Source organism: Rhizobium sp. SRI_017 (genome assembly GCF_057586295.1).
Map to the genome: position 1 here is coordinate 78,430 of NZ_JBYCZP010000012.1, position 24,712 is coordinate 103,141.

A 24,712-nucleotide genomic window follows, 5' to 3' on the forward strand; every position below is an offset into this window, starting at 1 on the left:
AGGCGATGAGGGGTTCTCATCCTCTTCCACTACGCTTTTGAGAACCCCTCATCCGGCCCTGCGGGCCACCTTCTCCCCAAGGGGAGAAGCGGAAGCGAGCCTTCACCCCTCCAGCCACTTCACCTCATCGGGCGTCAGCCGAATATCGAGCGCCGAAAGGCTGTCCTCCAACTCCGCGACATTGCGCGGGCCGATCAGCGGAATGACCGGAAACTGCTGGGCCAGCACATAGGCGAGGGCGATATGGATCGGCTTGCGGCCGAGGCTCTCGGCCAGCTCGATCGCCCGGTCGCGGCGGCCGAAATTGCGGTCGCTGTACCAGCAGCGCACCAGTTCCTCGTTGTCGAGCTTGTCGCGGCCGGCATGATCTGTGAAGAAGCCGCGGCCCTGGCTCGACCAGGCGAAATTGGTGATTTGGTGGGCTTTCAGCCAGTCTTTCCAGTCATCGTCGGAGGCGGCGACGCAGCCGTCCCAGACCGGGCTTATCATCTCGGCGAGCGAGAAGTTGTTGGACATCGCCGACGGCGCCGTCTTGTCGTTTGCCTCGGCATAGCGGATAGCGGCGGCGAGGCGTTCCCGCGACCAGTTGGACCCACCAAAGGGACCGCGGATGCGGCCGGCCTTCACCTCAGCGTCCATGGCGTCAACAAACTCGCCGACCGGCACTTCGGGATTGTCGCGATGCATGAAGTAGACGTCGACATAGTCTGTCTTCAGCCGCGCGAGAGACTCCGTGAGCTGTTTGCCGATCTGGTCGGGATAGACGAGCGGCGAATGCGCACCCTTGCCGATCAGAACGACCTCCTCGCGCGGGATCGCACGGCTCGTATGCCAGTCGCCGAAGACCTCTTCGGTCTTGCCGCGACCATAGACCCACGCCGTGTCGAACAGGTTGCCGCCCGCTTCCCAGAAGCGATCCATCGTCAGCGATGCATCCGCAAAACGGTTAAAGAACTCAAAGCCGAGCGCCACGACGGAGGTCTGTTTGTCGAGGCCGGGAATCGAACGTTTCGGCACGGCAGAGCCAGCCTTTACCGGTTCGCCGACGAGGTTCGCATTAAGGCGCGGTGCCGTCTCGATTTCGTAGGTCAGGCCGACGGCGGCGCGCCATTGATCCATGACGCGAAGATTGGCGATGGAATCGGCCCAGGACATGCCCGGCGTGGTGAATTCCATGCGGCCGGCACGGATTGCCTCGCCCGCGGCATCGACCTCGAAGGAATATAGCCAGCTATCTTCCCTGATTTCGACTGTCTCCTGCGTGCCGTCGTTGCGGATCAACTCGATCTTGCCGATCCCGCCCTGATGGCCCGAGGCGAACCAGAAGTCGGCGACCTCGATCCGGCCCCTGGAGCCGATGATGCGCAGCACATTGTCCTGCTTGGCCATGATCGAGCAGGAGACTTCGGCGATGATGCCGCCCGGGAACTGCAGGAGCGCCGAGGCCCATTCGTCGGCACCGGTCTCGCCGAGATGGCCGACGCCATAGACCTTGTCGGGGTCGGCGAAAGGCTTGCCCTGCGCGGCGCCGGCGATCAGCCGTGCCATGGACACGGGGTAGCCGCCGACATCGAGGATGCCGCCGCCGGCGAGATCATTGGCGAAGAGACGGTGGTTCGCTTTCACCGAGCCCATGTCGAAGCCGAAGCTCGATTTGATCAGCCTGACATCGCCGATGGCACCGGACTGCACCAGTTCGACCAGCTTCGCTGTCTGCGGATGCAGCCGGTACATATACGCCTCGCCGGCGAAGACTTCGGCCTTGTGCGCCTCGTGATAGATCGCCTCGGCCTGGTGCGACGAGAGTGCGATCGGCTTCTCCACCAGCACATGCTTGCCCGCGCGGATCGCCTTGATCGCCCATTCGGCATGACCGATATGCGGGGTCGCGACATAGATCGCCTCGACCTCTGCATCGTCGATCAGGGCCTGATAGCCGGCGACGATGCGCGCTCCGGGAAACTGTTCGGCAAGGCCCGGCTTGTTCGGATCACGCGTTCCAATGGCGACGAGCTTACCCGTGCGCGAATGGGCGATGCCGCCGGCGAACGTGCGGGCGATGGTGCCGGGGCCAACGATTCCCCAATTGACCGGTTTCGTGCCGTTCATGGTCTTCTCCCATTATTGTGTCATGTGGCCAGGGCGATGCCTGGGCTATCTCAGCCGCTGGCCGGCGCTGTCGAAGAGGTAGACCTGGCTTGCGGCGATGCCCACCGTCAGCCGATCCTTGGATATCGTGCCGCGGGATCCCTCCCGCTCGATGATGATGCGTTCGTCGGCGGCCACATGGGCATAGACATAGGATGTGTTGCCGAGGTGCTCGACGACGTCGACCTCGACCGGAAGGTCGGCATCGCCTGCGCCTTCCAGGACGAATCTCTCCGGCCGGATGCCAAGGCTGATCTCATCACCAACTCTCGCGGTCCCGGAGATAGGCAGGGTCAGTTGCACCTGTGGCTGGCTGACGAGGCCGACGGTCAGGCGGCCAGCCTCGACGACAATCACCTTGGCCTTGATGAAGTTCATCCGCGGCGAGCCGATGAAGCCGGCGACGAACATGTTGGCCGGGTCGTCATAAAGATCGAGCGGCGCACCGACCTGCTCCACCTGCCCTGCGCGCAGCACGACGATCTTGTCGGCCAGCGTCATCGCCTCGACCTGGTCGTGGGTCACATAGATAACAGTGGTCTTGAGCGTCTTGTGCAGCTTGGCGATCTCGACGCGCATGTGGACGCGCAGCTCCGCATCGAGGTTGGAGAGCGGTTCGTCGAACAGGAACACATCCGGATGACGGACGATAGCGCGGCCGATGGCGACGCGCTGGCGCTGGCCGCCCGAGAGCGCCTTGGGCTTGCGGTCCATCAGCGGATCGAGTTCGAGGATGCGGGCCGCCTCGGCAACACGGCGATCGATCTCGTCCTTCGCCATGCCGGCGAATCTCAGCGCGAAGCCCATATTCTCGCGCACGGTCATGTGCGGATAGAGTGCGTATGACTGGAACACCATGGCGATGCCGCGCTTGGACGGATCGACATCATTCATCCTGACGCCGCCGATTTCGAGGTCGCCCGACGTGATATCCTCGAGGCCCGCGATCATGCGGAGCAGCGTGGATTTTCCGCAGCCGGAGGGACCGACGAAGACCGTAAACTCTCCCGGTTCGATCGAGAGATCGACGCCCTTGATGATTTCCAGAGCACCAAAACTCTTGCGGATACTGGTCAGGCGAACCTCGGCCATGGTTCTTCCTCAGGTCACGTTGAAGTGGATAGTCTGGGTATCGAAACGCCGGCTCTTGGCGGTCAGTGTCAGCTGGCCTGCCTTGTCACCAGCCTCGACCCAGAAGCCCGTCGCGCCGCCTTTCAGCGTATGGTCGGACGGGCCGATGATGCGGCCTGCGCCTTCGAGCGTCAGGTTGACCGGCTCCTCGAAGAAGGGCAGCAGGTTGCCATGCTGGTCGAGCGCGCGGATCACGACGCGGGTCGCATCGCGCTCGCCGGCGCGCAACTCGGTATCGTCGGCGACGACGTCGAGCGTGATCGGGACCGGATCGGCTGGCAGGACGGTCGTCTTCACGGCCTTGCCGTTGACATAGCCGGTGATCGTGCCCTCGCGCCAGACGCGGCCCCAGGTGCCGAACTCTTCGGGCGTGACATTGCGCAGATCGAGCACGACGGGCGGATGCGGCAGGTGCGGGTAGTTGTCGCGATCCGGCTCGACCCGCTTGGCCGGCCATTCGCCGAACTTCACTTCGACATAGTCGCAATTGGTCAGGATGATCAGCGGCAGGACGCCGCCGATATTGCGCTCGCCGCGCGCCCAGTAGGTGACCGGCTGCAGCACGACATTGTCTTCCGGCTCGCCCTGGCTGGCATAGGCATAGGCCGCGAATTTCGGGATCCGGTACATGTCGAGCACGCCGTGATAGCAGATGCGGTCGCCGGCGCCGAAATCCTTGTGGGTATTGTAATCGAACATGCACCAGCCGGTGGAGCCGGATATGTCCGGATTGCCGGCCACGGCATCGAGGATCAGCAGGTGGCGGGTGACATGCTCGGCCTGGCGCTGCTCCTGGTCGAAGCGCTTGGTCGGATACATGTGGCCGTTATATTCGGTGATCATATAGGGAATCGGACGGGTGATGCCCGTCGTTTCCACGCGGTCCCGCAGAACGACGCGGCCGCGGTTGTTGCCCGGCATTTCCTCGTTGCCGAGCACGAAATCGTTCATCGTATAGACGTCTTCGAGCATCTCGGAATTGGTGATGAAGCGCACGCCACCGGTCTGGCGGGTCGAATCGAGCTCACGGGCGAGACGGTTGGTCTCGGCGTAGAAGGCGTGGTTGTCCTGGCTCTCGTTGATGCGAACACCCCAGATGATGATCGAGGGATGATTCCAGTCGCGCTCGATCATGCGGCGGACATTCTCGATCGATTCGGCCTGCCAGCTCTCGCCGCCGATATGCTGCCAGCCGGGGATTTCCTCGAAGACCAGGAGGCCGATCTCGTCGCAGCGGTCGATGAACCACTTGGACTGCGGGTAATGCGAGGTGCGGACGATGTTGCAGGCGAGCTCGTATTTGAGGATGTCGGCATCCTTCTCCTGCGCGCGGCGGCCCATGGCATAGCCGGTATGCGGCCAGGCCTGGTGGCGGTTGAGGCCGCGGAGTTTTAGGGGCTTTCCGTTCAGGAAGAAACCTGATGGTGTGTACTCGGCCGTGCGGAAGCCGAAGCGCTGGGCGAGGAAATCGGTGCCGTGCTCGGTTTCAAGCTTGAGCGAGAGGACGTAGAGCGCCGGATTGGCGAGATCCCAGAGCTCGATACCGGAGAGATCTGAGAAGGTGAGCGTTGCAGTCTCGCCGCTGATTTCGGCCGAACCGCTCGCAACTTCCGAGCCGCCCTTGGCGCGAATAATGGCAGAAACTTTGCCGGCGAAGGATTTCTTGGCGGGATTGCGGATGAAGACCTTCGCGGTGGCCGACTTCCTGTCGGCCAGCGCATCCGGTGTCTCGATCTTGACGTTGTGGATCGAAACGGGGCTCACGACCTTGAGCCAGGTGTCGCGATAGATGCCAGCATAGCAGAGATAATCGATCTGGCCGCCGAAGGGCGGGATTTCAGGGTTTTCCGATCCGTCGATCTTTACGGTCAGCAGGTTCTCGCCATGCTTGAGATGCGGCGTCAGCCGCGCCTCGAAAGGCGTGTAGCCGTCCTTGTGGGCGATGATCTCTGCGCCGTTCAGGTAGACGACGCTGTCGGCCATGGCGGCATCGAACACCACGGAGACTTCGCGGCCCTCGAATTCGGGGCGCCAGTCGAATTTCTTCTGGTAGGTGAAAGGCTTCTGATACTCGGTCTCGTCGAAATAGTTATAGGGCAGCTCGACTGCGGAATGCGGCAGCCGCACCGTCTCGCCGTCCTGGGCACGGCCGACGGCGCCCGGCTCGAAGCCGTGGCGGAAGGTCCAGTTGCCGTTGAAACTCTCATAAATGCGCATTTCAAAATCCTACTTCACGGAACCGAGCATGCCCTGCACGAACTGGCGCTGCATGGCAAAGAAGACGATGAGGGTTGGGAGGGTGGCGAGGATGACGCCGATCATCACCACGCCGAAATCTGGGTAATAGGCCGAGGCAAGCGACGAGACGACGAGCGTGATCGTCTTGGTGTCGTTGGACTGCAGCACGATCAGCGGCCAGAGATAGTTGTTCCAGTTGGTCATGAAGACGATGACCAGCGCGGCGGCATAGGTCGAGCGCATGACGGGAACGTAGATGTAGAGAAAGATCTGCCATTCCTTGAGGCCATCGACCTTGGCGGCGTCGCGCAGTTCCGTCGGGAAAGCCTTTGTCGACTGCCGGAAATAGAAGATGATGAAGGCCGAGGCGATGCCGGGCAGGATGATTGCCGTGTGCGTGTTGATGAGACCGGAGCGCGCCATGAAGATGAAGAGCGGGATCATCAGCGCCGCGAACGGCACCATCAGCGTCAACAGCACGAAGGAATAGACCCTGTCGCGCCATTTCGATCGGAACATCTCGAAGCCATAGCCGGCGAGCGACGAGATGGCGATAGTGAAGATTGTTCCAAGGCCTGCGACCTTGATCGAGTTCCAGAACACCAGGGGCACGTCGACCAGGGTGAAGAACTTGGTGATATTCTCGATCAGAGCCGAGCCGATGGCGAACTTGCCCGCCATGATGTCGACCGAAATGTTGGTGGCGCCGACCATCATCCAGATGAAGGGAAAAACTGAGACGAAGGCAGCGAGTCCGACAAAGAAATATTGCAGGGCAGAGCCGAGAGAGCGTCGCAGGTTCATGACCGGTCCCTCGCGGCGTAAAACTGGAGGAAGGACAGGACCGCCACCATCAGGACGATGACGTAGGAGATCGTCGCCGCATAGCCGAAGCTCGGCATGTAGCGGAAGGTCAGGTGGTAGATATAGAGCGATAGCGTCAGCGTCGAATCCGCCGGGCCGCCCTTGGCCTCGCTCGAGAGATTGTAGACCTCGTCGAAAAGCTGGATCGTGCCGATCGTCGAGATGATCGTCGTGAACAGGATCACGGGTTTGAGCATCGGCACGGTGATGTAAAGGAAGCGGCCCCAGGCGGGCACACCATCGATCCGGGCGGCCTCATAGATCGACTTGTCGATATTCTGCATCGCCGCGAGGTAGAAGATCATATTGTAGCCGGTCCAGCGCCAGGTGATGGCGATGATGATCAGCGTGCGCGCCCAGAACGTGTCGGTGAACCAGGGAATTGGATGGGCGGCGAGGCCGACCCACATCAGCGTATCGTTGACGATGCCGTCATAGGCAAACAGGCTCTTGAACAGAACCGAATAGGCGACCAGCGAGGAAACGCAGGGCAGGAAGATCGCGGTGCGCAGGAAGCCGCGGAACTTCATGTCGGGATTGTTGAGCGCGGAGGCCAGGAGCAGCGCCAGCACGATCATGATCGGCACCTGCACGACGAAGAAGATCGTCGTGTTGGTCAATGCCTTGATGAAGACGGGGTCGTTGGCAAGCCTTGTGACGTTGGCGGCACCGCCGAACTTCATCATCATGCCCTTGCCGGTGAAGAAGGACAGGTAGAGCGAGCGGAAGATGGGGTAGATGAGAAAGAGCGAGATCAGGCCGATCGCCGGGGCTATGAAGAGCCACCCATTGACGTCGTAATATCGCTTCAGTCCGCCTGGCGTTGCCGTGGTCATGGCCGTTCCCTGTCCCATGAGAATATGCGCCGCCGAAGCGCCTGCGACTGCCAATCGCATGGCGCCCCGGGAGGAGCAGGCGGCGGGGCCGCCTGCCGGGAGGATCATACCCGGTATCGGGTGTTACTGGATCTGGCCTTCGGCCTGGCTCTGGATCGCCTTCAGCACCTCGTCAACCGACGTGCCCTTGGCGAGACCCGGCAGATTGGCCGCAACCGCGGTGTCGACTTCGTTGGTGAAGACGCCGTAGTTCACGGACGGAACCTTGGCCAGCCAGTCGGAGAAGTTCTGCCAGACCGGTTCGCCGCCGAAGAAGGCATCCTTTTCGGAATAGGCCGGTCCGTTGCGGGCCGCGAGCAGCGAGCCGACAGCACCCTGGTTGACCAGGATCTTCTGATAGAAGTCGACGTCCTTGGCATAGATCTCGTTGAGAAAATCGATCGCCTCGTCCTTCTCGGCCGAGCTTTCGATCACATACCAGCTGGAACCGCCGAGGTTGGAGGTGTGCGTGCCGCCTTCGACATCCATCTTCGGAATTGGCGCCACGCCCCACTTGCCGGACTGGTCAGCCTGGGCCTTGACGGTGCCGGTGATCCAGACGCCGGTCACGACGGAGGCGACGTCACCCGAGGTGAAAGAGCCGACCCATTCGGTCCAGCCCGCCGTCGGCTTGTAGATGCCGGCCTGCAAGAGCTTGCCTTCGGTTTCGAGAGCCGCCTTGAGCGCCGGGTTGTTCTCGATCGTCAGATTGCCGTCCTTGTCGAAATACCAGCCGCCAGCCGACTGCATCAGGATGCGGACGAGGCCGGCATCGTTCGGGTCGATGCCCATCATCTTCTTGCCGGTCTTGGCTTCGACAGCCTTGCCGATCTCGATGAACTTGTCCCAGGTGATGTTCTGCATATCCTCAGGCTTGTAGCCGGCCTGCTCGATATAGTCCTTGCGGTAGTACATCCCGGTCACGCCGGAATCGAAGGGCATGCCGAAGACCTTGCCGTCGACGGTCATGAGCTGCACCTTGTAGGGCGCGAAGCCGGAGTAATCGATCTTGCCCGACAGTTCGGCAAACGAGCCGGCGAAGGACTGCAGATATTTCTGCGCGCCGTAATCCTCGATCAGCACGATATCAGGCAGCGCATCGGTGGTGCCCGACGCCAGCGCGGTCTGCAGCTTCTGCTCGACATCGCTCTTTGCGAAATCTACGACGTTGAACGTTGTTTCCGGATGCTTGGCGGTGTAGCGCGCGCCGGCTTCCTTCATGATGGCGACGTTGAAATTCGGATCCCAGCACCAGATGGTGATTTCGCCTGCAAAGGCGGCAGTGGCCGTAAAGATGCTCGCACCGGCCAGAGCGGCAGCGGCGAAGCGCGACAGAATCTTGCTGTTCGTCATATTATCCTCCCTCGGAATGGCAGGGACAGGTTCTCCTCTCCTGTCCAGCGAGGCGAAGTTTACCGAAAAAGAGGAAACGAGCAAGGAAAATTTAGTAAATATTTATTGCGCCTGCGAAAACGCCTGAAAAGTATTATGATTCCAGCGGCTTGCGGCAGCTCGCCCGATGGATCAGTTCGGTGGCAATACGGACCTGCTTGCCGTATTCTCGGCCCGAGAGCCGTTCCAGAAGCAGATCGACCGCGGTCTCGCCGATGTGCTCGCCATGGATCTTTACCGTGGTAAGCGGCGGGGTAAGGAACTGCGCAACCGGGATATCGTTGAAGGAAATGACCGCGATATCGTCGGGGATCGACAGGCCGAATTCCTGGATCGCGCGATAGGTGCCGATCGCCATATTGTCGTTGGACGTGACGACCACGTCCGGCCGGTCGGCAAGCGCGAGCAGATCGCGCGCGAGTCGGTAACCGGTGTCCAGCCTCAGGCTCTGGCCCGAGCTGCAGTCCGCGAGCGCGAGCAGATCCGAGTCAAAAGTGCCGTTGCGCTTCTGCCAATCGATATAGGCGGCACAGCGCCGCTCGGCGAACTGTTGGACGGCGCCGTTGAGATTCTCATGGCTTCCGATGAAGCCGATTCGCCTGTATCCGCTGGCCTTCAGAGACTCCAGTATCTTGACCGTGGCCGCGCCCATGTCCGAAAAGACGCTGTCCAGCGCCTCGATCCTTGGGTCGAAATCGGCGAAGACGACATGCTGGGCATGCTGGCGGAACCAGGCGATCTCGTTATCCGAATGCTTGCCGATGACGATGACGCCCGACGCGCCGGACAATAGCGACGCCTCGGGCAACGCATCCGAATGGAAGACCTTGACGATTTCGGTCTTGAGGTCACGGCAGCGGTTCTCGATGCCGAGCCGGACACCGACATAATAGGGGTCCGCGATCTCGTCGGAGGGTTCAAGGAAATGGATGATCGCCAACCGGGTCAGCAAGCTCGGTACGACGTTGCCATTGGCCTTGTTGCGGTTGCGCGGCGTCTCGTAGTTCAGGGATTCGGCCGTCTCGATGATTGCCTGGCGCTTGATCGGGGAGATCGAAAGCGCGGGATCGTAGTTCAGCACCCGCGACACCGTCGCAGGGGACACCCCCACCGCCTTGGCGATTTCCTTGATCGTGACCATCCCAGTGTCCGTCTTTCTTTTTGCCTGTCAGTTTGTCACAAGTCTTGGTCAATCGGAATAGTTATTTCAGTAAAAATTTACTTTGTGCTGCGGCGCGCAACACATGGCACGAAGCCTGCGCTGCACGGATCGCGGCTTATAGCGAAGCGGTAAATTCACGACAAGCCGTTCGGCCGACCACTTCGAATAGCGGGGAGAAAGTATTTGGAACGCTCCGGGAGGTCGCGTCGTTACTTGTCCGGACACGAAGCGAAGGAGGATTAGATGTCGGAGCTTTATCCAGTCTACAACCCGCGCCCGTGGGGTGCGTCCATGACGATCTCAACGATCGTCATTTTTGCCTATTTGGCGCTGAGCCTTTACATGCACGGCTAATCGGTTGATCAGATGAAGCCTAGGCTGCGCTGCGTCGCAGCCTGGAAATGAGCGTCGAGGGCGGCCTCGGCGCGATCGGCGTCGCGCTTGCGGCAGGCTTCGATGATCTCGACATGTTCCCTCAGCGTCCGGAGAGCCACGGGTGCCGTGATCTTGCGTTCCAGCCTGAGCAGTCGGAGATAAGTGTGCATGCGCCGATAGCTGCTCTCGATCAGCGGATTGCGCAGGATGCCGATAACGCCATTGTGGAGCATCCGCTCCAGTTCTTCCATTTCCACCAGATCCTCGCCGGTCAGTCCCTTTTCGGTGATCGTTGAGATCAGCGACTGGTGGCGTCGGCTGAGCTCTTCGATCAGGTCCTCGTCGCCCTGCTCGGCAAAAACGCGCACGGCGGCGCGCTCGAGAATCGAGCGGAACTGGTAGGTCGAGCGGGTGAGTTCGAAGCCCGGCCGGACGAACTGGATGCCCGAGCGCGGATGGATCGCCAGAATGCCCTCGGCTTCAAGGACTCGCAGTGCGTCGCGCAGAGGAGCGACAGGAATATCAACGATTTCAGACAGTTCGCCCTGCGAGACGAAGGAGCCGGCCTGAACGCGGCGTTCGAACAAAGCTTCCAGGACGCGCTCATACGCAAGATCGCTCAGGCGCTGCGACTGGATCGGTTCATCGTTGACGGAGGCGAGTTTTATCTTTCGGGCCACTTGCACGCTTTCTCATTCTGGCATATTAGATAGCGCATCTGATCGATCAGATCAATGAACTAATAGATCAAGTATCGCGCCATGGCCATTTCATCCTTCCGGATAACCCGCTTCCAGTTCGCCCGCGACCGCGCCATCGGCGATAGCCAGGTGCGGGCGGACGACGTGAATGTAGCAGCACTGGAGCTGATTTCCGATAGCGGCGAGATTGGGCTGGGTTTTATCCAGACGCTTTTCACCGCCTTGCCGTCGGAGTTGGAGATCACGCGCGTCTTCTCCGCCGAGGTCATGCCGGGCATTCACGGCCGTGAGGCGATTGCGCTGGTCCATCGCGTCTCCCGCCCGCGCGGCGGCAATCTTCGTCCCTACTCTTTGCCCTTCCACGAGGCGCTGCAGGTGGCGCTCTGGGATCTCGCGGCCAAGGAAGCGGGGCTGCCCCTCTATAAGCTGCTCGGCGGCGAGCGAAGCAAGGTGCGCGCCTATGCGAGCGGGCTCGATTTCCATCTCAGCGATGCCGATCACGAGAAGCTCTTCGCCTATGCCGCCTCGATCGGCTACCGCGCCTTCAAGATCAAGGTCGGCCACAAGGATTTCGAACGAGACCTTAGCCGGCTCAACATTTTGAAGAAGGTGATCCCGCAGGGCTCGAAGATCATGATCGACGCCAACGAGGCGTGGTCGTCCAAGGAAGCCCTGGTCAAGATCGAGACCATCCAGAAGGCCGGTTTCGACCTGCTTTGGGTCGAGGATCCGATCCTGCGCAGCGATTTCGCCGGCCTCAAGGCGCTCCGCGAATCCACCCATCGCACGCAGATCAATTCCGGCGAATATCTCGACCTTACAGGCAAGCGCTTGCTGCTCGAGGCCGAGGGTGCCGACATCATCAATGTCCACGGCCAGGTGTCCGATGTGATGCGCATCGGCTGGTTCGCGGCCGAAAAGGCCATCCCCGTCAGCCTCGGCAACACTTTTCTCGAGGTTGGGATCCATGCCGCCTGTGCTCTGCCCGAAGTCGAGTGGCTCGAATATTCGTTCCAGAATTTCGACCATCTGGTCGATCAGCCGATCGAGATCCGCGACGGCTGGGCCTATGCCCCCGAACGGCCCGGCCACGGCCTGGTGCTGAGCGAGACGGCGCGGAAGGAATGGGCGCGGCCCGAAATCCTAAAACGCGAGGAGTTGGGCGCTGCCCCGGCCAATCCGAGACTGCCAATATTCTGAAGACCACGTTTGGGCGGCTCGCCGCAATAGACTTCCATGGGAGGAAACCACATGCGCATGACACTGAAAGCCGCCCTGATGCTGGGCACCCTTCTCTCCGGCACATCTGCCTGGGCGCAGGAAATCACCGTCTGGGACTGGAAGTCGGGCGATCCCGCCACCGCGTCCTATTACCAGAAGGCCAAGGAAGTCTTCGAGGCCAAGCATCCCGGCGCCACCATCAACTATGTCATGCAACCGCATGACCAGTATTACACCCTGCTCGGCACCGCTTTGTCCTCGAATGCCGGCCCCGACCTCTTCCTGATGAACGGCGGCGCCCAGGCCAAGGCCCGTTTCGGCGCGCTGCAGAACCTCAATGACAAGATCACAGACATCAAGGGCGACCTCGTCGGCTGGGAAGAATTCTCGGACGCCTCGGGTGCCTATGCGATCCCGCTCTCGATCCAGGGCTTTGTCATCTACTACAACAAGAAGCTCTACACCGATGCCGGCCTCGACCCCGCAAATCCGCCGAAAACCTGGGCAGAGCTGACCAAGGTCTGCGACGCGATCAAGGCCAAGGGCGCGGTCCCCTGCTTCGCCATGGGCAACAAGGAAGGCTACGGCATCGAGTTCTGGTTCTCGTCAATCGCCGCGACATCCTGGACGGCGCAAGAGCAGGCCGATTTCGCAGCCGGCAAGCTCAAGTGGTCGGATGCCCCGGTCAAGGCGATCCTGCAGAGCTGGGTCGATGCCAACAAGAACGGCTGGTTCCCGCAGGGCGCCAACTCGACCGCCAAGTTCATGGACGAATATGAAGGTTTCATGCGGGGTGAGTCGGCCAATACGATCGGCCTGATCTCCGACGTTGCCCATTGGAAGCAGTTCGACGAGTTCCTTGGTGCGGACAACAACGGGGTCTTCCCGATGCCGTCGCCTGTTGCCGCCTCCGACAAGAAGGAAGGCGAGCCGAAATTCCCGCTCTCCGGCGGTATCGGCTATGGCGTCAACAAGGCCTCGGCCAACGCTGATCTCGCGCTGGAATTCGCCAAGGTCCTCGCCTCGCCGGAACTCGAGCAGATCTTCTTCAACGATGCCGGCGCCGTGGCTGCCAATTCCAAGGTTGATACCAAGGGTGTGAAAAGCCCGGCGGCCATCGAAATCCTGAAGATCATGGCGACGTCGGGCGCGCCGATGGCGCATGCCAATGCGACCGCCAAGGAACTTGAAGAAATCCACCGCCTGAGCCAGTTGTTGCTCAACGGTGAGACCACGGTGGACGAAGCTGTGAAGCGAATGGATGAAGTGCAGGCCGAGGCGCATAAGTAGGCAGTTTGGCGGGGCTACCCCTCACCCCGCCTCCGCTTTGCTCGGCGGACCTCTCCCCGAGGGGAGAGGAGTTCCGAGACGCCGACGCTTGCTCCCTCTTCTCCCCAGCGGGGAGAAGGTGGCCCGAAGGGTCGGATGAGGGGGTAACGCCGGCACGAATCGCGCCAAGCTGAATAGGAAAGCAAATCTTGGGAAGCCCCGCAGAAAGACGGATCGCCCTGCTCTTCATCGCTCCGGCATTGCTGCTGGTGGCGGTGTTCCGCATCTTTCCGCTCGCTTGGGGCTTCGTGCTCAGCTTCTTCGATTCCGACGGCATGACGAAGTTCGAATTCGTCGGCCTCGGCAATTATGTGGCGCTGGCCAGCGACAATGCCTTCCGCGACTCGGTCGAGAACACGCTGATCCTGATCGCCACGCTGCCGATCTGGGTTGCGCTGCCGATGCTGCTGGCGATCCTGATCCACCAGGGCGTGCCGGGCGGCAGCTTCTTCCGAGCGGTCTATTTCTTTCCGGCGGTGCTGTCATCGGTCATCATCGGCTCGATCTTCAATATGGTGCTGCGCTTCGACGGCAGCCTGAACGCGATGCTGAAGGCCGTCGGCCTCGTGCCGGTCGACTGGCTCGGTTCGGGCACCACTGCCCTGTTCGTGCTGTTTTCCGTGCATCTCTGGTCGACCTTCGGGATGAGCCTGCTGATCTTCATGGCCGGCCTCTCCACCGTGCCGAAGGAACTGATCGAGGCCGCGCGCCTCGATGGCGCCAAGCCCTTGCAGATCTGGTGGCATGTCATGATCCCGGTGCTGCGCCCCATCATCGAATTCGTCGGTGTCGTCACCACGATCGGCGCATTGACCTCGATGTTCGGCCTGATCTATGTGCTGACCGCGGGCGGCCCGGGCACCTCGACCACGCTGCCGGAGTTCCTGATCTGGCTCGAGCAGGGCAAGATGAATCGTCCGGGCTATGCTGCCGCGATCTCCATGCTGCTGTTCTCGCTGATGGCGGGGCTGGCTTACATCCAGATCCGCATCATGTCGAAGAACGCGAATCTCTGAGGCGGACCCATGGCACTCACCTCGAAGCGCGAGAAATGGATGATGCGGGGCGCGGCACTGCCGATGTGGCTGCTGGCGCTCACCTGCCTCTATCCCGTCTATTTCGCTGTTAACAATGCGCTGAAGACCGACAAGGGGTATATCCTTAACCGCTTCAACCTGGTCACCGACCCGACGATCCAGAATTTCATCAATGCCTGGAACCGGTCGCGGCTCTCGGAATATTTCCTGAACTCGGTGGTGACGACCGCCGGCGCGGTGGCACTGCTTCTGCTCGTCTCCTCGCTCGCGGGCTTCGCCTTTGCGATGCTGCGCTTTCCCTATCGCAAGCTGCTCTTCATCGTCATCCTGGCCTCGCTGATGATCCCGGTGCAGGTCGTGCTGGTGCCGTTCTACCGCACCATCGTCACGCTCGGATTGATCAACACCCGCATCGGCCTGATCATCTCCTACACGTCTTTCTTCCTGCCCTTCTGCGTTTACCTGATGACCGCCTTCTATTCCGCGCTGCCTAGGGAATTGGTCGAAGCCGCGCGGATGGATGGCGCCAAGCTGATCCAGATCTGGTGGCATGTCATGCTGCCGCTCGGCAAACCGGCGCTGATCACGCTCGGCATCCTCAATACGCTCTATTGCTGGAACGACGTGCTGATCTCGCTCCTGGTGCTGCAGAAGGAGCGGACGCTGATGGTCGGCATTGCCGCACTCAAGGGCGAGTATACCACCAATGTGCCGCTCCTGATGGCTGGAATCGTCATCGCCGCCGCCCCCATCGTCATCATCTACGTCATCTTCCAGCGGCGCATCGTCAATGGCATCGCCACCGGCGCCGTGAAAGGCTGAACCATGCCCCAGATCGAAATGAAGAATGTTGCCAAGACCTATGGCGCCGTCAAGGTGATCCATGGCGTGTCGATGGCGATCGAGAAGGGCGAGTTCACCGTCTTCGTCGGCCCGTCCGGTTGCGGGAAATCGACGCTGCTAAGGATGATCGCCGGCCTGGAGGAAATCACTGGAGGTGATCTCTTCATCGGCGGTGCGCGCATGAACGACCGCGAGCCATCGGACCGCGGCGTGGCGATGGTGTTCCAGTCCTATGCGCTCTATCCGCATATGACCGTGGCCGAGAATATGAGCTTCGGCCTGCGCATGGCCAAGGCCCCCAAGGCCGAGATCGACGCCAAGGTGAACCGCGCCGCCCAGATCCTGCAACTGACCACGCTGCTCGACCGCAAGCCGGCAGCACTCTCCGGCGGCCAGCGCCAGCGCGTCGCCATCGGCCGCGCCATCGTGCGCAATCCGGATGTCTTCCTGTTCGACGAGCCGCTGTCCAATCTCGACGCCGAACTCCGAGTCCAGACCCGTGTCGAGATCGCCAAGCTGCACCAGACGCTGGGCAACACCATCGTCTACGTCACCCACGACCAGACCGAGGCGATGACGCTGGCCGACCGCATCGTCGTGCTCCGCGCCGGCAAGGTCGAGCAGATCGGGACGCCAGTGGATCTCTATGAAAATCCCGACAATGAGTTCGTCGCCGGCTTCATCGGCTCGCCTCGGATGAATTTTCTGGAAGGCACGATCACGGCTGAAGGCCTCGCGGTCGGCGGCATCGTGCTGCCGAAGCCAGCGCTCTCGTCGACCCTTGAGACGGGTAAGAAGGTTCGCGTCGGCATCCGGCCGGAACAGCTCGACGAGGGCCAGGGTATCTCGCTCGAGGTCAAGGCTGAGGTGGTCGAGCATTTGGGATCGACGACCTATGTCCATGCCCAGCTTTCGACCGGCGAGACCGTCATCGCCGAGAAGCGTCGCTCTGGCGCCAAGCCCGCTGACACGCTGACGCTCACCTTTGATCCCGCGCATCTGCGCTATTTCGCGCTCGACGGCCAGAGGCTGCGCTGATGCGAATGGGCATGGTAATCGGCCTCCGCCCCGAACGGGTCGCCGACTACAAAGCGCTGCATGCCGCGCCATGGCCGGAGATGGATGCAGCGTTGAAAGACGCCAATATCCATCAGTATTCGATCTTCCTGAAGGAGCCCGAAAATCTGCTGTTCGGGGTTTGGGACTATCGGGGAAACGATTATGAAGGCGACATGAAGCGCCTGGGAGAGAAGGCCGTCACCAAACGCTGGCTGGCGCTGACCGACCCCTGCCAATCGCCGCTCGCCTCGGCCAAATCGGGCGAATGGTGGAGCTTCATGGATTGCGTCTACCATCTCGATTGATTGAAAGGTGATTTCGATGAAGACCCGCCCAGTCGGCAAGATAGACCTCCAGGTGTCGGAAATCAGCTTTGGCAGCGCACCGCTCGGCAACCTCTATCGCCCGCTTACGGACGAGGCGGCACAGGACGTCCTCGCCGCCGCCTGGGATTCTGGCATCCGCTTCTTCGACACGGCGCCGCATTACGGCGGGGGCCTCGCCGAGGAGCGCCTCGGCCGCTTCCTTAACACCAAGACGCGTGACGACTATGTGATCTCCACCAAGGTCGGCCGCATCCTGCACCGCGTGCCGAAAGAGGAGGCCGAGGACCACGCCTTCGTCGACGCCCATCCGATCAAGCTCGAATATGATTATTCCGGCGACGGCATCATGCGCAGCCTCGAGGCCAGCCACAAGCGCATGGGGCTCGACCGTTTCGACATTCTCTTCGTCCATGACATCGGCGAATTCACCCACGGCAAGGAAAAGAACGACGGCCATATGCAGGCCTTCCGCGACAGCGGCATCAAGCGCCTAAACGACCTGCGCGACCAGGGCGTGATCAAGGCCTGGGGTCTTGGCGTCAACGAGGTCGAGGTGCTCCTCGATGTCATGAAGGACACCCATCTCGACTGCATCCTGATGGCCGGCCGCTATTCGCTGCTCGACCGATCGGCCGAACGCGACCTGCTGCCGCTCTGCCGCGAGCGCGGCACCTCCTTCATCATCGGCGGCGTGTTCAATTCCGGCATCATGGCCAGTGGCCCGGTGCCGGGCGCCACCTTCAACTATGCCGAGGCCAATGAGGATATTCGCGCCCGCGTCGCCAAGATGCAGGAGGTGGCAGCTGCCGCCGGCACGGATCTCGCGACCGCGGCGTTGCAGTTTCCGTTCCACGAACCAGTTGTCGCCAGCGTGCTGCTCGGCACGACCAAGGCATCGAGCCTGAAGCGCAACATGGCCTCGATGGAAACCCGCCTCGATGCGTCGATTTTCGAGGGCTTCGAGCCTTACGCGATCCGCTGAGGCACGAAGCGGTCGTAACCGTGCCATACGCCCAGCTCGTCCGGCGGCTGCCACGACCAGTCCGAATTTGAGATAAAGCCTTCCTCGCGCAGCTCTGCCGCGAGGGAAGCCATATCAAGTTTGGCTTGTGCCCTCAGAAGGTCCGTGCCGTCGCGTTCGTCGATGTAGAAGCCCAGGATGTGGCTGCTACCTGCGAGGGGCTGCGCACAAAAACTCGCGAGCTGCCAGTCGAAGACGATGCCCATCGGCCGTCGGCGGATGATGAAGGCTCGCTGCTCCGGCCTCGCGATCAACGCGTAGAGATGCATCGCGCTGCCCTCGGCAAAGATCAGGCGATCGGCGGCGGCGTAGGCGGCGAACTGATCCCTGATCGACATCCGCTCCGGATGGATGATGGTGTAGCCTTCGTCCTTCAGTTTTTCCTCGACATAGGATTCACCAAGGAAGCGGCCCTCGCTGCCCGGCAGAAGGCTGCGCGACACATAGACTTTGCGCGGCAAATCGCGGTCTATTGATGCCGCCCCCGAAAAGGCCTGCTTCAGCAGCGGGTGTCCCGAGGCAAAGCCGATGCCGGGATGGCAGATCTGTTCCGGCACGATCAGGCGCTCGATCCGGGTCGGTTCCCGCACGATGTGCATGCGAAGTTCAGGGCGGATGCAATCGAGCGTGTCCCGCACGAAGGATGGCACCATCAGGTTGGTGTCGCGCAGATAGAAGATCACGGAATCGAAGCGGGTGACCTGTGTCGCCCAAAGCCGGGCGAGGCTTTCGGCGACGAAATGGCCGAAATGCTCGTTCTTCAGCAAGCCGCCATAGAGATGCGTTCCCGGCAAGAAGGCTGAGGCTTGCATAGCCGGCAGCGGCATATTCCTGGCCATGCTCTTGGTATGGAGCGAAAGCTCGCAGGGCTTGCCATCGTGATAATAGGCACCACCGTCGAAGATTTGAGGTGACGACGCCCGGTCATAGAATGTCAGCGGCGCCACGAGTGCCTCCTCCAGGACCTCGATGCGAGCGTCCCGCCGCGGATCTGCCGCGAGCGCCCGCGCCTGACGCTCGCGATGAATTCGCCTCTCCTGCTCCCACACGCCGTTCATGCGACACCAACAGGTCTCCCGCGATGCGGGAGCCAACAAGAAATATGCATCCAGAATGTGTATTGCGGTGACGTCGGTTGCGCAAGAACAGGCTATTCCCGCGGAAACGCCGCTTCGAAGGCCGGCAGCTTGGCGCATTCGGCGTCAATGGCCAGCAGCCGCGCGCAGGCCGACATATCCGCACCCCAGCGACGGGCATTGTAGAGCTGCGGCACGATGCAGAAATCCGCCATGGTGGGGCTGTCGCCGAAGGCGAAGCGATCGGCTCTGCCGGCGAGCAGACGTTCGACATTGGCCAGGCCCTGGCCAATGAAGCGCCGCATCCAGGCCTCCCGGGATTCGGGATTGCCGGTCAGCTCGACGACATGCGCCACGACATGGGTGTTGCAGATCGGGTGGATTTCCATCGCGATGGCATAGGAGAGTGTCCGGACGAACTGGCGGTCGACAGGGTCGGCGGGCATGATGCCCGCCTCGTGCCGCGTCTCGGCGAGATATTCGATGATCGCTAGTGACTGCGTCAGCACCCGGCCGTCGATTTCGAGCGTCGGGACGAGGCCTTGAGGGTTGATCGCGCGGTAATCGTCCGCGCGCTGTTCTCCCTTCAGGAGATCGATCGGCACCTTGCGATGAGCGATGCCGAGATGCTCCAGCGCGATGCGCACACGATAGCTGGCTGACGATCGCCAGTAATCGTGCAACACGACGTCTGACATCACGCGGCCTCTGGCTTTTCGACCTTCTGCTCGATCGCGCCGAAGATCGAATGGCCCTGGCTGTCCTTCATCTCGATGCGGACGACATCGCCGAAGGAGAGGAAGGGTGTCTTGGCCTCGCCGCCTGACAGGATCTCGACCGTGCGCTGTTCGACGATGCAGGAATAGCCCGCGCCGCCTTCGGAAACCGGCTTGCCGGGGCCACCATCGCCCTTGTTGGAGACGGTGCCGGAGCCGATGATCGAGCCGGCGGCAAGCTTGCGGGTCTTGGCCGCATGCGCCACGAGCTGGCCGAAATCGAAGATCATGTCCTGGCCAGCATTGGCCTTGCCGAAGGGCTTGCCATTGATGCTGACAAGCAGCGGCAGATGCAGCTTGCCGTCCTTCCAGGCATCGCCGAGTTCATCGGGCGTGACGGCGACCGGCGAGAAGGCGGAGGCGGGCTTGGATTGGAAGAAGCCAAAGCCCTTGGCGAGTTCGTTCGCGGTCAGGCCGCGGAGCGAGACGTCGTTGAGCAGCATGACGAGCTGGATCGCGTCGCGCGCCTCTTCCACCGACGCCCCCGCCGGCACGTCGTCGACGATCACGGCGATTTCCCCTTCGAGATCGATACCCCAACCCTCATCCGCCATGACGATTGGATCGCGCGGCCCCAGGAAGCCGTCCGAACCGCCCTGATACATCAACGGATCGGTCCAGAGCGACGCGGGGATCTCGGCCTTGCGCGACTTGCGGACCAGTTCGACGTGATTGACATAGGCCGAGCCATCGGCGAACTGGTAGGCGCGCGGCAGGGGTGAGGCTGCTTCATGCTCATGAAATCGCATCGAAGGCTGCGCTCCGGTCTCCAGTCCCTCCGCCACGCCGGCGAGACGGTGGCCAACATGCTCCCAGTCATCCAGGGCAGCCTGCAGCGTGCGGGCAATATGGCCGACCTCGGAGCAGCGGGTGAGATCGCGGGAGACGACGACCAGACGGCCGTCACGCGTGGAGTCCTTCAATGTCGCAAGCTTCATATGCTCTTGTTGCCCCTCTGGCTTTGTTTCACTTTATTCCGGGTGTCCCGTCGAACTTCCGCTCCAGACCATCCCAGCATTCGAGATAGTCGTCCTGCAGCGTCTCGAGTTCGGCGGCGTATTTGGTGACCTGCTGCGGAAAGCGGGTCTCGAACATGAAGGCCATGGTGTTTTCGAGTTTCACCGGCTTGAGTTCGACATTCGACGCCTTCTCGAAGCCGGTCGCATCCGGCCCGTGCGGCAGCATCATGTTGTGCAGGCTCATGCCGCCCGGCACGAAGCCCTTCTCCTTGGCGTCATACTGGCCATGGATCAGGCCCATGAACTCGCTCATGATGTTGCGATGGTACCAGGGCGGCCGGAACGTGTGCTCGGCCACCATCCAGCGCGGCGGGAAGATGACGAAGTCGATATTGGCCGTGCCCTCCTCGCCGCTCGGTGCGGTCAGCACCGTGAAGATCGACGGATCGGGATGGTCGAACAGGATGGCGCCGACGGGCGAATAAGTCCTGAGGTCGTATTTGTAGGGCGCGTAATTGCCGTGCCAGGCGACGACGTCGAGCGGAGAGTGGCCGATCTCGGTGATGTAGAAACGCCCGCACCATTTGACCGTCACGCGGCAGGGCGTTTCCTTGTCCTCATAAGCCGCGACCGGCGTCTTGAAGTCGCGCGGATTGGCGAGGCAATTGGCACCGATGGGGCCGCGATCCGGCAGCGTGAACTTGGCGCCGTAATTCTCGCAGACATAGCCGCGCCAGACGGAGCCCTCGCCCAGCCGTGACACCTTGAACATCATGCCGCGCGGCATGAGGCAGATCTCGAGCGGTTCGACATCCATGATGCCCATTTCGGTGAAGACGCGGATCTGGCCCACCTGCGGCACGATCAGCAGTTCGCCGTCGGCATTAAAGAAATAGTCGTCGACCATGTCCTTGTTGAAGGCATAGGCATGCGCCGCCATGCCGGCCTGCGTTTGCGTATCGCCAGCCGCGGTCATGGTGCGGATGCCGGCGAGGAAATCGCGCTTTTCCGTGGGATCCGGGATCGGATCCCAGCGCAGCTGGCCGAGCGGCAGCGAATGCTCGTCCTGGATCGGCGCAGATTTCCAATAGGGGTAGGACGAATTGGAGAAGCGCCTGACGTGGCGCACGCTCGGCCGGATTCGGTAGAGCCAGGAGCGCTCGTTGGTGCCGCGTGGCGCCGTGAACGGAGAGCCTGAGAGCTGCTCGGCATAGAGGCCGTAATTCAGCTTCTGCGGGCTGTTCTGGCCCTGCGGCAGGGCGCCGGGCAGCGATTCCGTCTCGAAATCGTTGCCGAAGCCGGGCATGTAGCGCGGGGCTTCCGTGCTCTGGCTGCCGACCGGGCGCGTGCCTCTCTTGGTCTGCTCCATGGTACTCCTCCGGATGGGAAGCTAGCAGCCCGGGGACTGAGCCGCCAGTGGTTTTTGGGTGATGTGTTTCGCGGTATGGCTTCGCTTCTCCCCTTGGGGAGAAGATGCCCGAAGGGCAGATGGGGGGTTTTCAGAGGCATATTCGGCGTTCATGGAACCCCTCATCCGGCGCTATGCGCCACCTTCTCCCCAAGGGGAGAAGGGAAGGCTGGAGCCAGCTTCACTCCGCAGCAATAACCCCGCGCTTGATCTGGTCCGCCTCGATCGACTCGAACAGCGCGCGGAAATTGCCCTCACCGAAACCTTCATCCCCCTTGCGCTGGATGAATTCGAAGAAGATCGGGCCGATCACGGTCTTGGAGAAAATCTGCAGCAGGATCTTGGTCATGCCGCCATTCACCACGCCCTCGCCGTCGATCAGAATGCCATGTTTCTTCATCCGCTCGATCGGCTCGTCATGGCCATGCACGCGTTCGAAGGACATGTCGTAATAGGTCGTGGGCGGGCCGGGCATGAATTTCAGGCCGTTTGCGTCGAGCTTGTCGGTGGCGTCATAGATGCCATCGGTGCCGACGGCGATGTGCTGGATGCCCTCGCCCTTGTACTTCTTGAGGAACTCCTCGATCTGGCTCGTATCGTCCTTGGACTCGTTGAGCGGGATGCGGATCTTGCCGCAGGGCGAGGTGATCGCACGGCTGACGAGGCCGGTGATGCGGCCGTCGATGTCGAAGAAGTGGATCTGCTTGAAATTGAACAGGTTGCGGTAGAAGTCCCACCACTTGTCCATATTGCCGCGATAGACATTGTGGGTCAGGTGATCGAGATAATAGAAGCCGACACCCTCGGGCTTCGGGTCGCGTTCGCCGAGCCATTCGAACTCGGCGTCATAGGCCGAACCTTTCTCGCCATGGGTCTCGATGAAATAGAGCAGCGAGCCGCCGATGCCAACGATAGCAGGCACATCGAGTGCCTTGTCGGTGCCGGTATAGGGCTGAGCACCCTTGGAAACGGCGTGATCGAAGGCATGCTGGGCATTGACCACGCGCCAGGCCATGGACGGCGCGCAGGGGCCGTGCGTATCGACGAAGCGCATGGCGTGGCTGCCTGGCTCGGCATTCAGGATGTAGTTGATGTCGCCCTGACGCCAGACGGTGATGTCCTTCGACTTGTGCCTGGCGACAGGCACATAGCCCATGCGGGTGAAGAGTTCACGGAGCTTTTCGGGCTCGGGATGGGAGAACTCCACGAATTCGAAACCGTCGGTGCCGGCGGGATTATCATTGGTGATCTCGGCCGGCGGGGCGTCGTGCGGAAAGGGACCCATATTGCTTCCTCCTCGGGAAAATTCTTGGCACAGTATGCGCCTCAGATGATGCAATGTCTTTGCAATCTCTGCGCCAATAGATCATTCTATGCATGATCCGCGCATGGAATGGAGCTTTTGCGCATGAATGAGAATCTGGATTCCTTCGACCTGAAGATTCTCGAGGCTTTGCAGAAGGACGGGCGGCTGACCAACAACGAACTCGCCGACCGCATCGCGCTCTCAGCCTCGCAATGTTCGCGCCGCCGCAGCCGGCTGGAGGCGGAGGGCTATATCCAGGGTTACCAGGCGCGGCTCGACCGGCAGAAGATGGGGCTCGATCTGCTGGTGGTGATCTCGGTGACGCTGGCGACGCATAACCGGGACAATGCCCGGCGGTTCTCAGCGCTGGTCAATGACCTGCCGGAGGTGCTGGAGGCCTATGCGCTGACGGGCGAGATGGATTACCACCTCAAGGTCGCGACGCGGGGGCTGTCGGGGCTGTCGCGGTTCGTCAACGACGTGCTGCTGCCGCATGATTCCGTGCAGCATGTGAAGACGTCGATCGTGCTGGATACGCTGAAGAGTTTTGAGGGGTTGCCGTTGCGGTAGAGCCGATCTCCCCTTCTCCCCATCGGGGAGAAGGTGGCCCGAAGGGTCGGATGAGGGGGCTTCACTTCGGGGCCTTCGGCCACCCCCTCATCGCCTCGCATGCGCTCGGCACTTCTCCCCGTTGGGGAGAAGAGGGAGATCGCCGCGGCTTCTCAAACGGTTTTGAAAGTCGCCGGATACCCCGCATCATCGATCGCAGCCGCAATCGCCTTGGGGTCGACCGCCGAGGTCACAAGCGCCCGGCGCTTCATCAGATCAACCTCGGCACTGGCCTTCGGGTCGGCGGCCTTGATCGCTTTCTCCACGGTGGCGACGCAATGGCCGCAGCTCATATCGGGAATGTCATATTCATACATGCTGGTGTTCCGTGATTCCTGGGATTGAGATCAATATGGGGCTTCCCACCATGGTAAGGTCAAGAGCCCGAAATCTGTATGTCAGACATTGACGAGACCGAACTTGCGGCCCTCCTTGGCCGGCGCCTTGTCGATCGCACCCTTGCCGCCGGAAAAACCTTCGATGATCGGACAATCCGGCCGGCCGTCGCCGTGACAGTTGCTGGCAAGATGCTTCAGCGTTTTCGTCATTTCGGCGATCGCCGCCGCCTTGCGTTCCAGCTCGGCGATCTGCTCCATCGCGATCGCCTTGACGTCGGCGCTGGCGCGGTCGCGATCGCGCCAGAGCGCGAGCAGCGTCTTCATCTGCTCGACCGAAAAGCCGAGGTCGCGGGCGCGGCGGATGAAGCGCAGCGTGTGGATGTCGTTGTCGGCATAGATGCGGTAGCTCGAATCCGTCCGGTGCGCGGGCTGGATCAGGCCGATCTGCTCGTAATAGCGGATCATCTTGGAAGAAACGCCGGAGGCCTGGCTGGCTTCGCCGATATTCATGGGATTCT

Annotated in this window: 23 protein-coding genes; 8 read left to right on the forward strand and 15 right to left on the reverse strand. The window is 61.4% G+C overall.

Features of this window, described 5'->3' with window-relative positions; all coding sequences use genetic code 11:
• Positions 1–102 precede the first annotated feature (102 nt).
• From AC2YI2_RS23645 to AC2YI2_RS23680, 8 genes are all read right to left on the reverse strand, one after another.
• A complete protein-coding gene (locus AC2YI2_RS23645) occupies positions 103–2,109 on the reverse strand; it encodes an aldo/keto reductase (RefSeq protein WP_487388962.1) in 2,007 nt (668 codons plus the stop codon).
• 45 nt (positions 2,110–2,154) lie between these two features.
• Positions 2,155–3,240: an ABC transporter ATP-binding protein gene (locus tag AC2YI2_RS23650; protein ID WP_487388963.1), complete on the reverse strand. Its 1,086-nt coding sequence runs from the start codon at positions 3,238–3,240 to the stop codon at positions 2,155–2,157.
• 9 nt (positions 3,241–3,249) lie between these two features.
• The gene (locus tag AC2YI2_RS23655) at positions 3,250–5,496 is read right to left on the reverse strand and encodes a glycoside hydrolase family 2 protein (RefSeq protein WP_487388964.1); all 2,247 of its coding nucleotides are present in this window, start codon (positions 5,494–5,496) and stop codon (positions 3,250–3,252) included.
• A gap of 9 nt (positions 5,497–5,505) precedes the next feature.
• Positions 5,506–6,321, reverse strand: coding sequence for a carbohydrate ABC transporter permease (locus AC2YI2_RS23660; RefSeq protein ID WP_487388965.1), 816 nt, complete (start codon positions 6,319–6,321; stop codon positions 5,506–5,508).
• A complete protein-coding gene (locus AC2YI2_RS23665; protein ID WP_487388966.1) occupies positions 6,318–7,217 on the reverse strand; it encodes a carbohydrate ABC transporter permease in 900 nt (299 codons plus the stop codon). The genes AC2YI2_RS23660 and AC2YI2_RS23665 overlap by 4 nt, the downstream gene beginning before the upstream one ends.
• Before the next feature lie 123 nt (positions 7,218–7,340).
• Positions 7,341–8,609 carry an ABC transporter substrate-binding protein gene (locus tag AC2YI2_RS23670; protein ID WP_487388967.1) on the reverse strand — a complete coding sequence of 423 codons (1,269 nt, stop codon included), beginning with the start codon at positions 8,607–8,609 and terminating at the stop codon, positions 7,341–7,343.
• Between the two features lie 133 nt (positions 8,610–8,742).
• Positions 8,743–9,789 (reverse strand): LacI family DNA-binding transcriptional regulator, encoded by a 1,047-nt coding sequence (locus tag AC2YI2_RS23675; protein WP_487388968.1) that lies wholly within the window; start codon positions 9,787–9,789, stop codon positions 8,743–8,745.
• 383 nt (positions 9,790–10,172) lie between these two features.
• Complete coding sequence (locus tag AC2YI2_RS23680) at positions 10,173–10,865, reverse strand: GntR family transcriptional regulator (RefSeq protein ID WP_487388969.1); 693 nt, start codon at positions 10,863–10,865, stop codon at positions 10,173–10,175.
• Positions 10,866–10,946: 81 nt separating this feature from the next.
• On the opposite strand from AC2YI2_RS23680, the gene AC2YI2_RS23685 reads away from it, so the two are divergent.
• From AC2YI2_RS23685 to AC2YI2_RS23715, 7 genes are all read left to right on the forward strand, one after another.
• Positions 10,947–12,086 carry a mandelate racemase/muconate lactonizing enzyme family protein gene (locus AC2YI2_RS23685; RefSeq protein ID WP_487388970.1) on the forward strand — a complete coding sequence of 380 codons (1,140 nt, stop codon included), beginning with the start codon at positions 10,947–10,949 and terminating at the stop codon, positions 12,084–12,086.
• A 51-nt stretch (positions 12,087–12,137) separates the two neighbouring features.
• A complete protein-coding gene (locus tag AC2YI2_RS23690; protein WP_487388971.1) occupies positions 12,138–13,397 on the forward strand; it encodes an ABC transporter substrate-binding protein in 1,260 nt (419 codons plus the stop codon).
• 188 nt (positions 13,398–13,585) lie between these two features.
• On the forward strand, positions 13,586–14,452 hold the full coding sequence (locus tag AC2YI2_RS23695) for a carbohydrate ABC transporter permease (RefSeq protein ID WP_487388972.1): 867 nt from the start codon (positions 13,586–13,588) through the stop codon (positions 14,450–14,452).
• A 9-nt stretch (positions 14,453–14,461) separates the two neighbouring features.
• Entirely contained in the window at positions 14,462–15,295 is an 834-nt protein-coding gene (locus tag AC2YI2_RS23700; protein WP_487388973.1) for a carbohydrate ABC transporter permease, read from the forward strand.
• Positions 15,296–15,298: 3 nt separating this feature from the next.
• Positions 15,299–16,354 carry an ABC transporter ATP-binding protein gene (locus tag AC2YI2_RS23705; protein WP_487388974.1) on the forward strand — a complete coding sequence of 352 codons (1,056 nt, stop codon included), beginning with the start codon at positions 15,299–15,301 and terminating at the stop codon, positions 16,352–16,354.
• An 11-nt stretch (positions 16,355–16,365) separates the two neighbouring features.
• The gene (locus AC2YI2_RS23710) at positions 16,366–16,680 is read left to right on the forward strand and encodes an L-rhamnose mutarotase (RefSeq protein ID WP_487388975.1); all 315 of its coding nucleotides are present in this window, start codon (positions 16,366–16,368) and stop codon (positions 16,678–16,680) included.
• Positions 16,681–16,696: 16 nt separating this feature from the next.
• Positions 16,697–17,683, forward strand: coding sequence for an aldo/keto reductase (locus AC2YI2_RS23715; protein ID WP_487388976.1), 987 nt, complete (start codon positions 16,697–16,699; stop codon positions 17,681–17,683).
• Here the strand turns inward: AC2YI2_RS23715 and AC2YI2_RS23720 are convergent.
• The 5 genes from AC2YI2_RS23720 to hppD all read right to left on the reverse strand — a co-directional run bounded on the left by AC2YI2_RS23720 (position 17,668) and on the right by hppD (position 23,226).
• Positions 17,668–18,780, reverse strand: a complete 1,113-nt coding sequence (locus AC2YI2_RS23720) for a glycosyltransferase family 61 protein (RefSeq protein ID WP_487388977.1) — start codon at positions 18,778–18,780, stop codon at positions 17,668–17,670. The genes AC2YI2_RS23715 and AC2YI2_RS23720 overlap by 16 nt on opposite strands.
• A gap of 92 nt (positions 18,781–18,872) precedes the next feature.
• Positions 18,873–19,496, reverse strand: a complete 624-nt coding sequence (maiA, locus tag AC2YI2_RS23725) for a maleylacetoacetate isomerase (RefSeq protein WP_487388978.1) — start codon at positions 19,494–19,496, stop codon at positions 18,873–18,875.
• Entirely contained in the window at positions 19,496–20,512 is a 1,017-nt protein-coding gene (locus AC2YI2_RS23730) for a fumarylacetoacetate hydrolase family protein (protein ID WP_487388979.1), read from the reverse strand. Before AC2YI2_RS23730 ends, maiA begins: the two co-directional genes overlap by 1 nt.
• A gap of 28 nt (positions 20,513–20,540) precedes the next feature.
• Positions 20,541–21,902, reverse strand: a complete 1,362-nt coding sequence (hmgA, locus tag AC2YI2_RS23735) for a homogentisate 1,2-dioxygenase (protein ID WP_487388980.1) — start codon at positions 21,900–21,902, stop codon at positions 20,541–20,543.
• Between the two features lie 220 nt (positions 21,903–22,122).
• Complete coding sequence (gene hppD / locus AC2YI2_RS23740; protein ID WP_487388981.1) at positions 22,123–23,226, reverse strand: 4-hydroxyphenylpyruvate dioxygenase; 1,104 nt, start codon at positions 23,224–23,226, stop codon at positions 22,123–22,125.
• A 123-nt stretch (positions 23,227–23,349) separates the two neighbouring features.
• Here hppD and AC2YI2_RS23745 point away from each other — a divergent pair, with 123 nt between their 5' ends.
• Positions 23,350–23,817: an Lrp/AsnC family transcriptional regulator gene (locus AC2YI2_RS23745; protein ID WP_487388982.1), complete on the forward strand. Its 468-nt coding sequence runs from the start codon at positions 23,350–23,352 to the stop codon at positions 23,815–23,817.
• 152 nt (positions 23,818–23,969) lie between these two features.
• On the opposite strand, the gene AC2YI2_RS23750 is transcribed toward AC2YI2_RS23745, so the two are convergent.
• Together AC2YI2_RS23750 and cueR are read right to left on the reverse strand one after the other, a co-directional pair.
• Positions 23,970–24,173: a heavy-metal-associated domain-containing protein gene (locus AC2YI2_RS23750; protein ID WP_487388983.1), complete on the reverse strand. Its 204-nt coding sequence runs from the start codon at positions 24,171–24,173 to the stop codon at positions 23,970–23,972.
• Between the two features lie 81 nt (positions 24,174–24,254).
• Positions 24,255–24,704, reverse strand: coding sequence for a Cu(I)-responsive transcriptional regulator (gene cueR / locus AC2YI2_RS23755; protein WP_487388984.1), 450 nt, complete (start codon positions 24,702–24,704; stop codon positions 24,255–24,257).
• Positions 24,705–24,712: the final 8 nt, after the last annotated feature.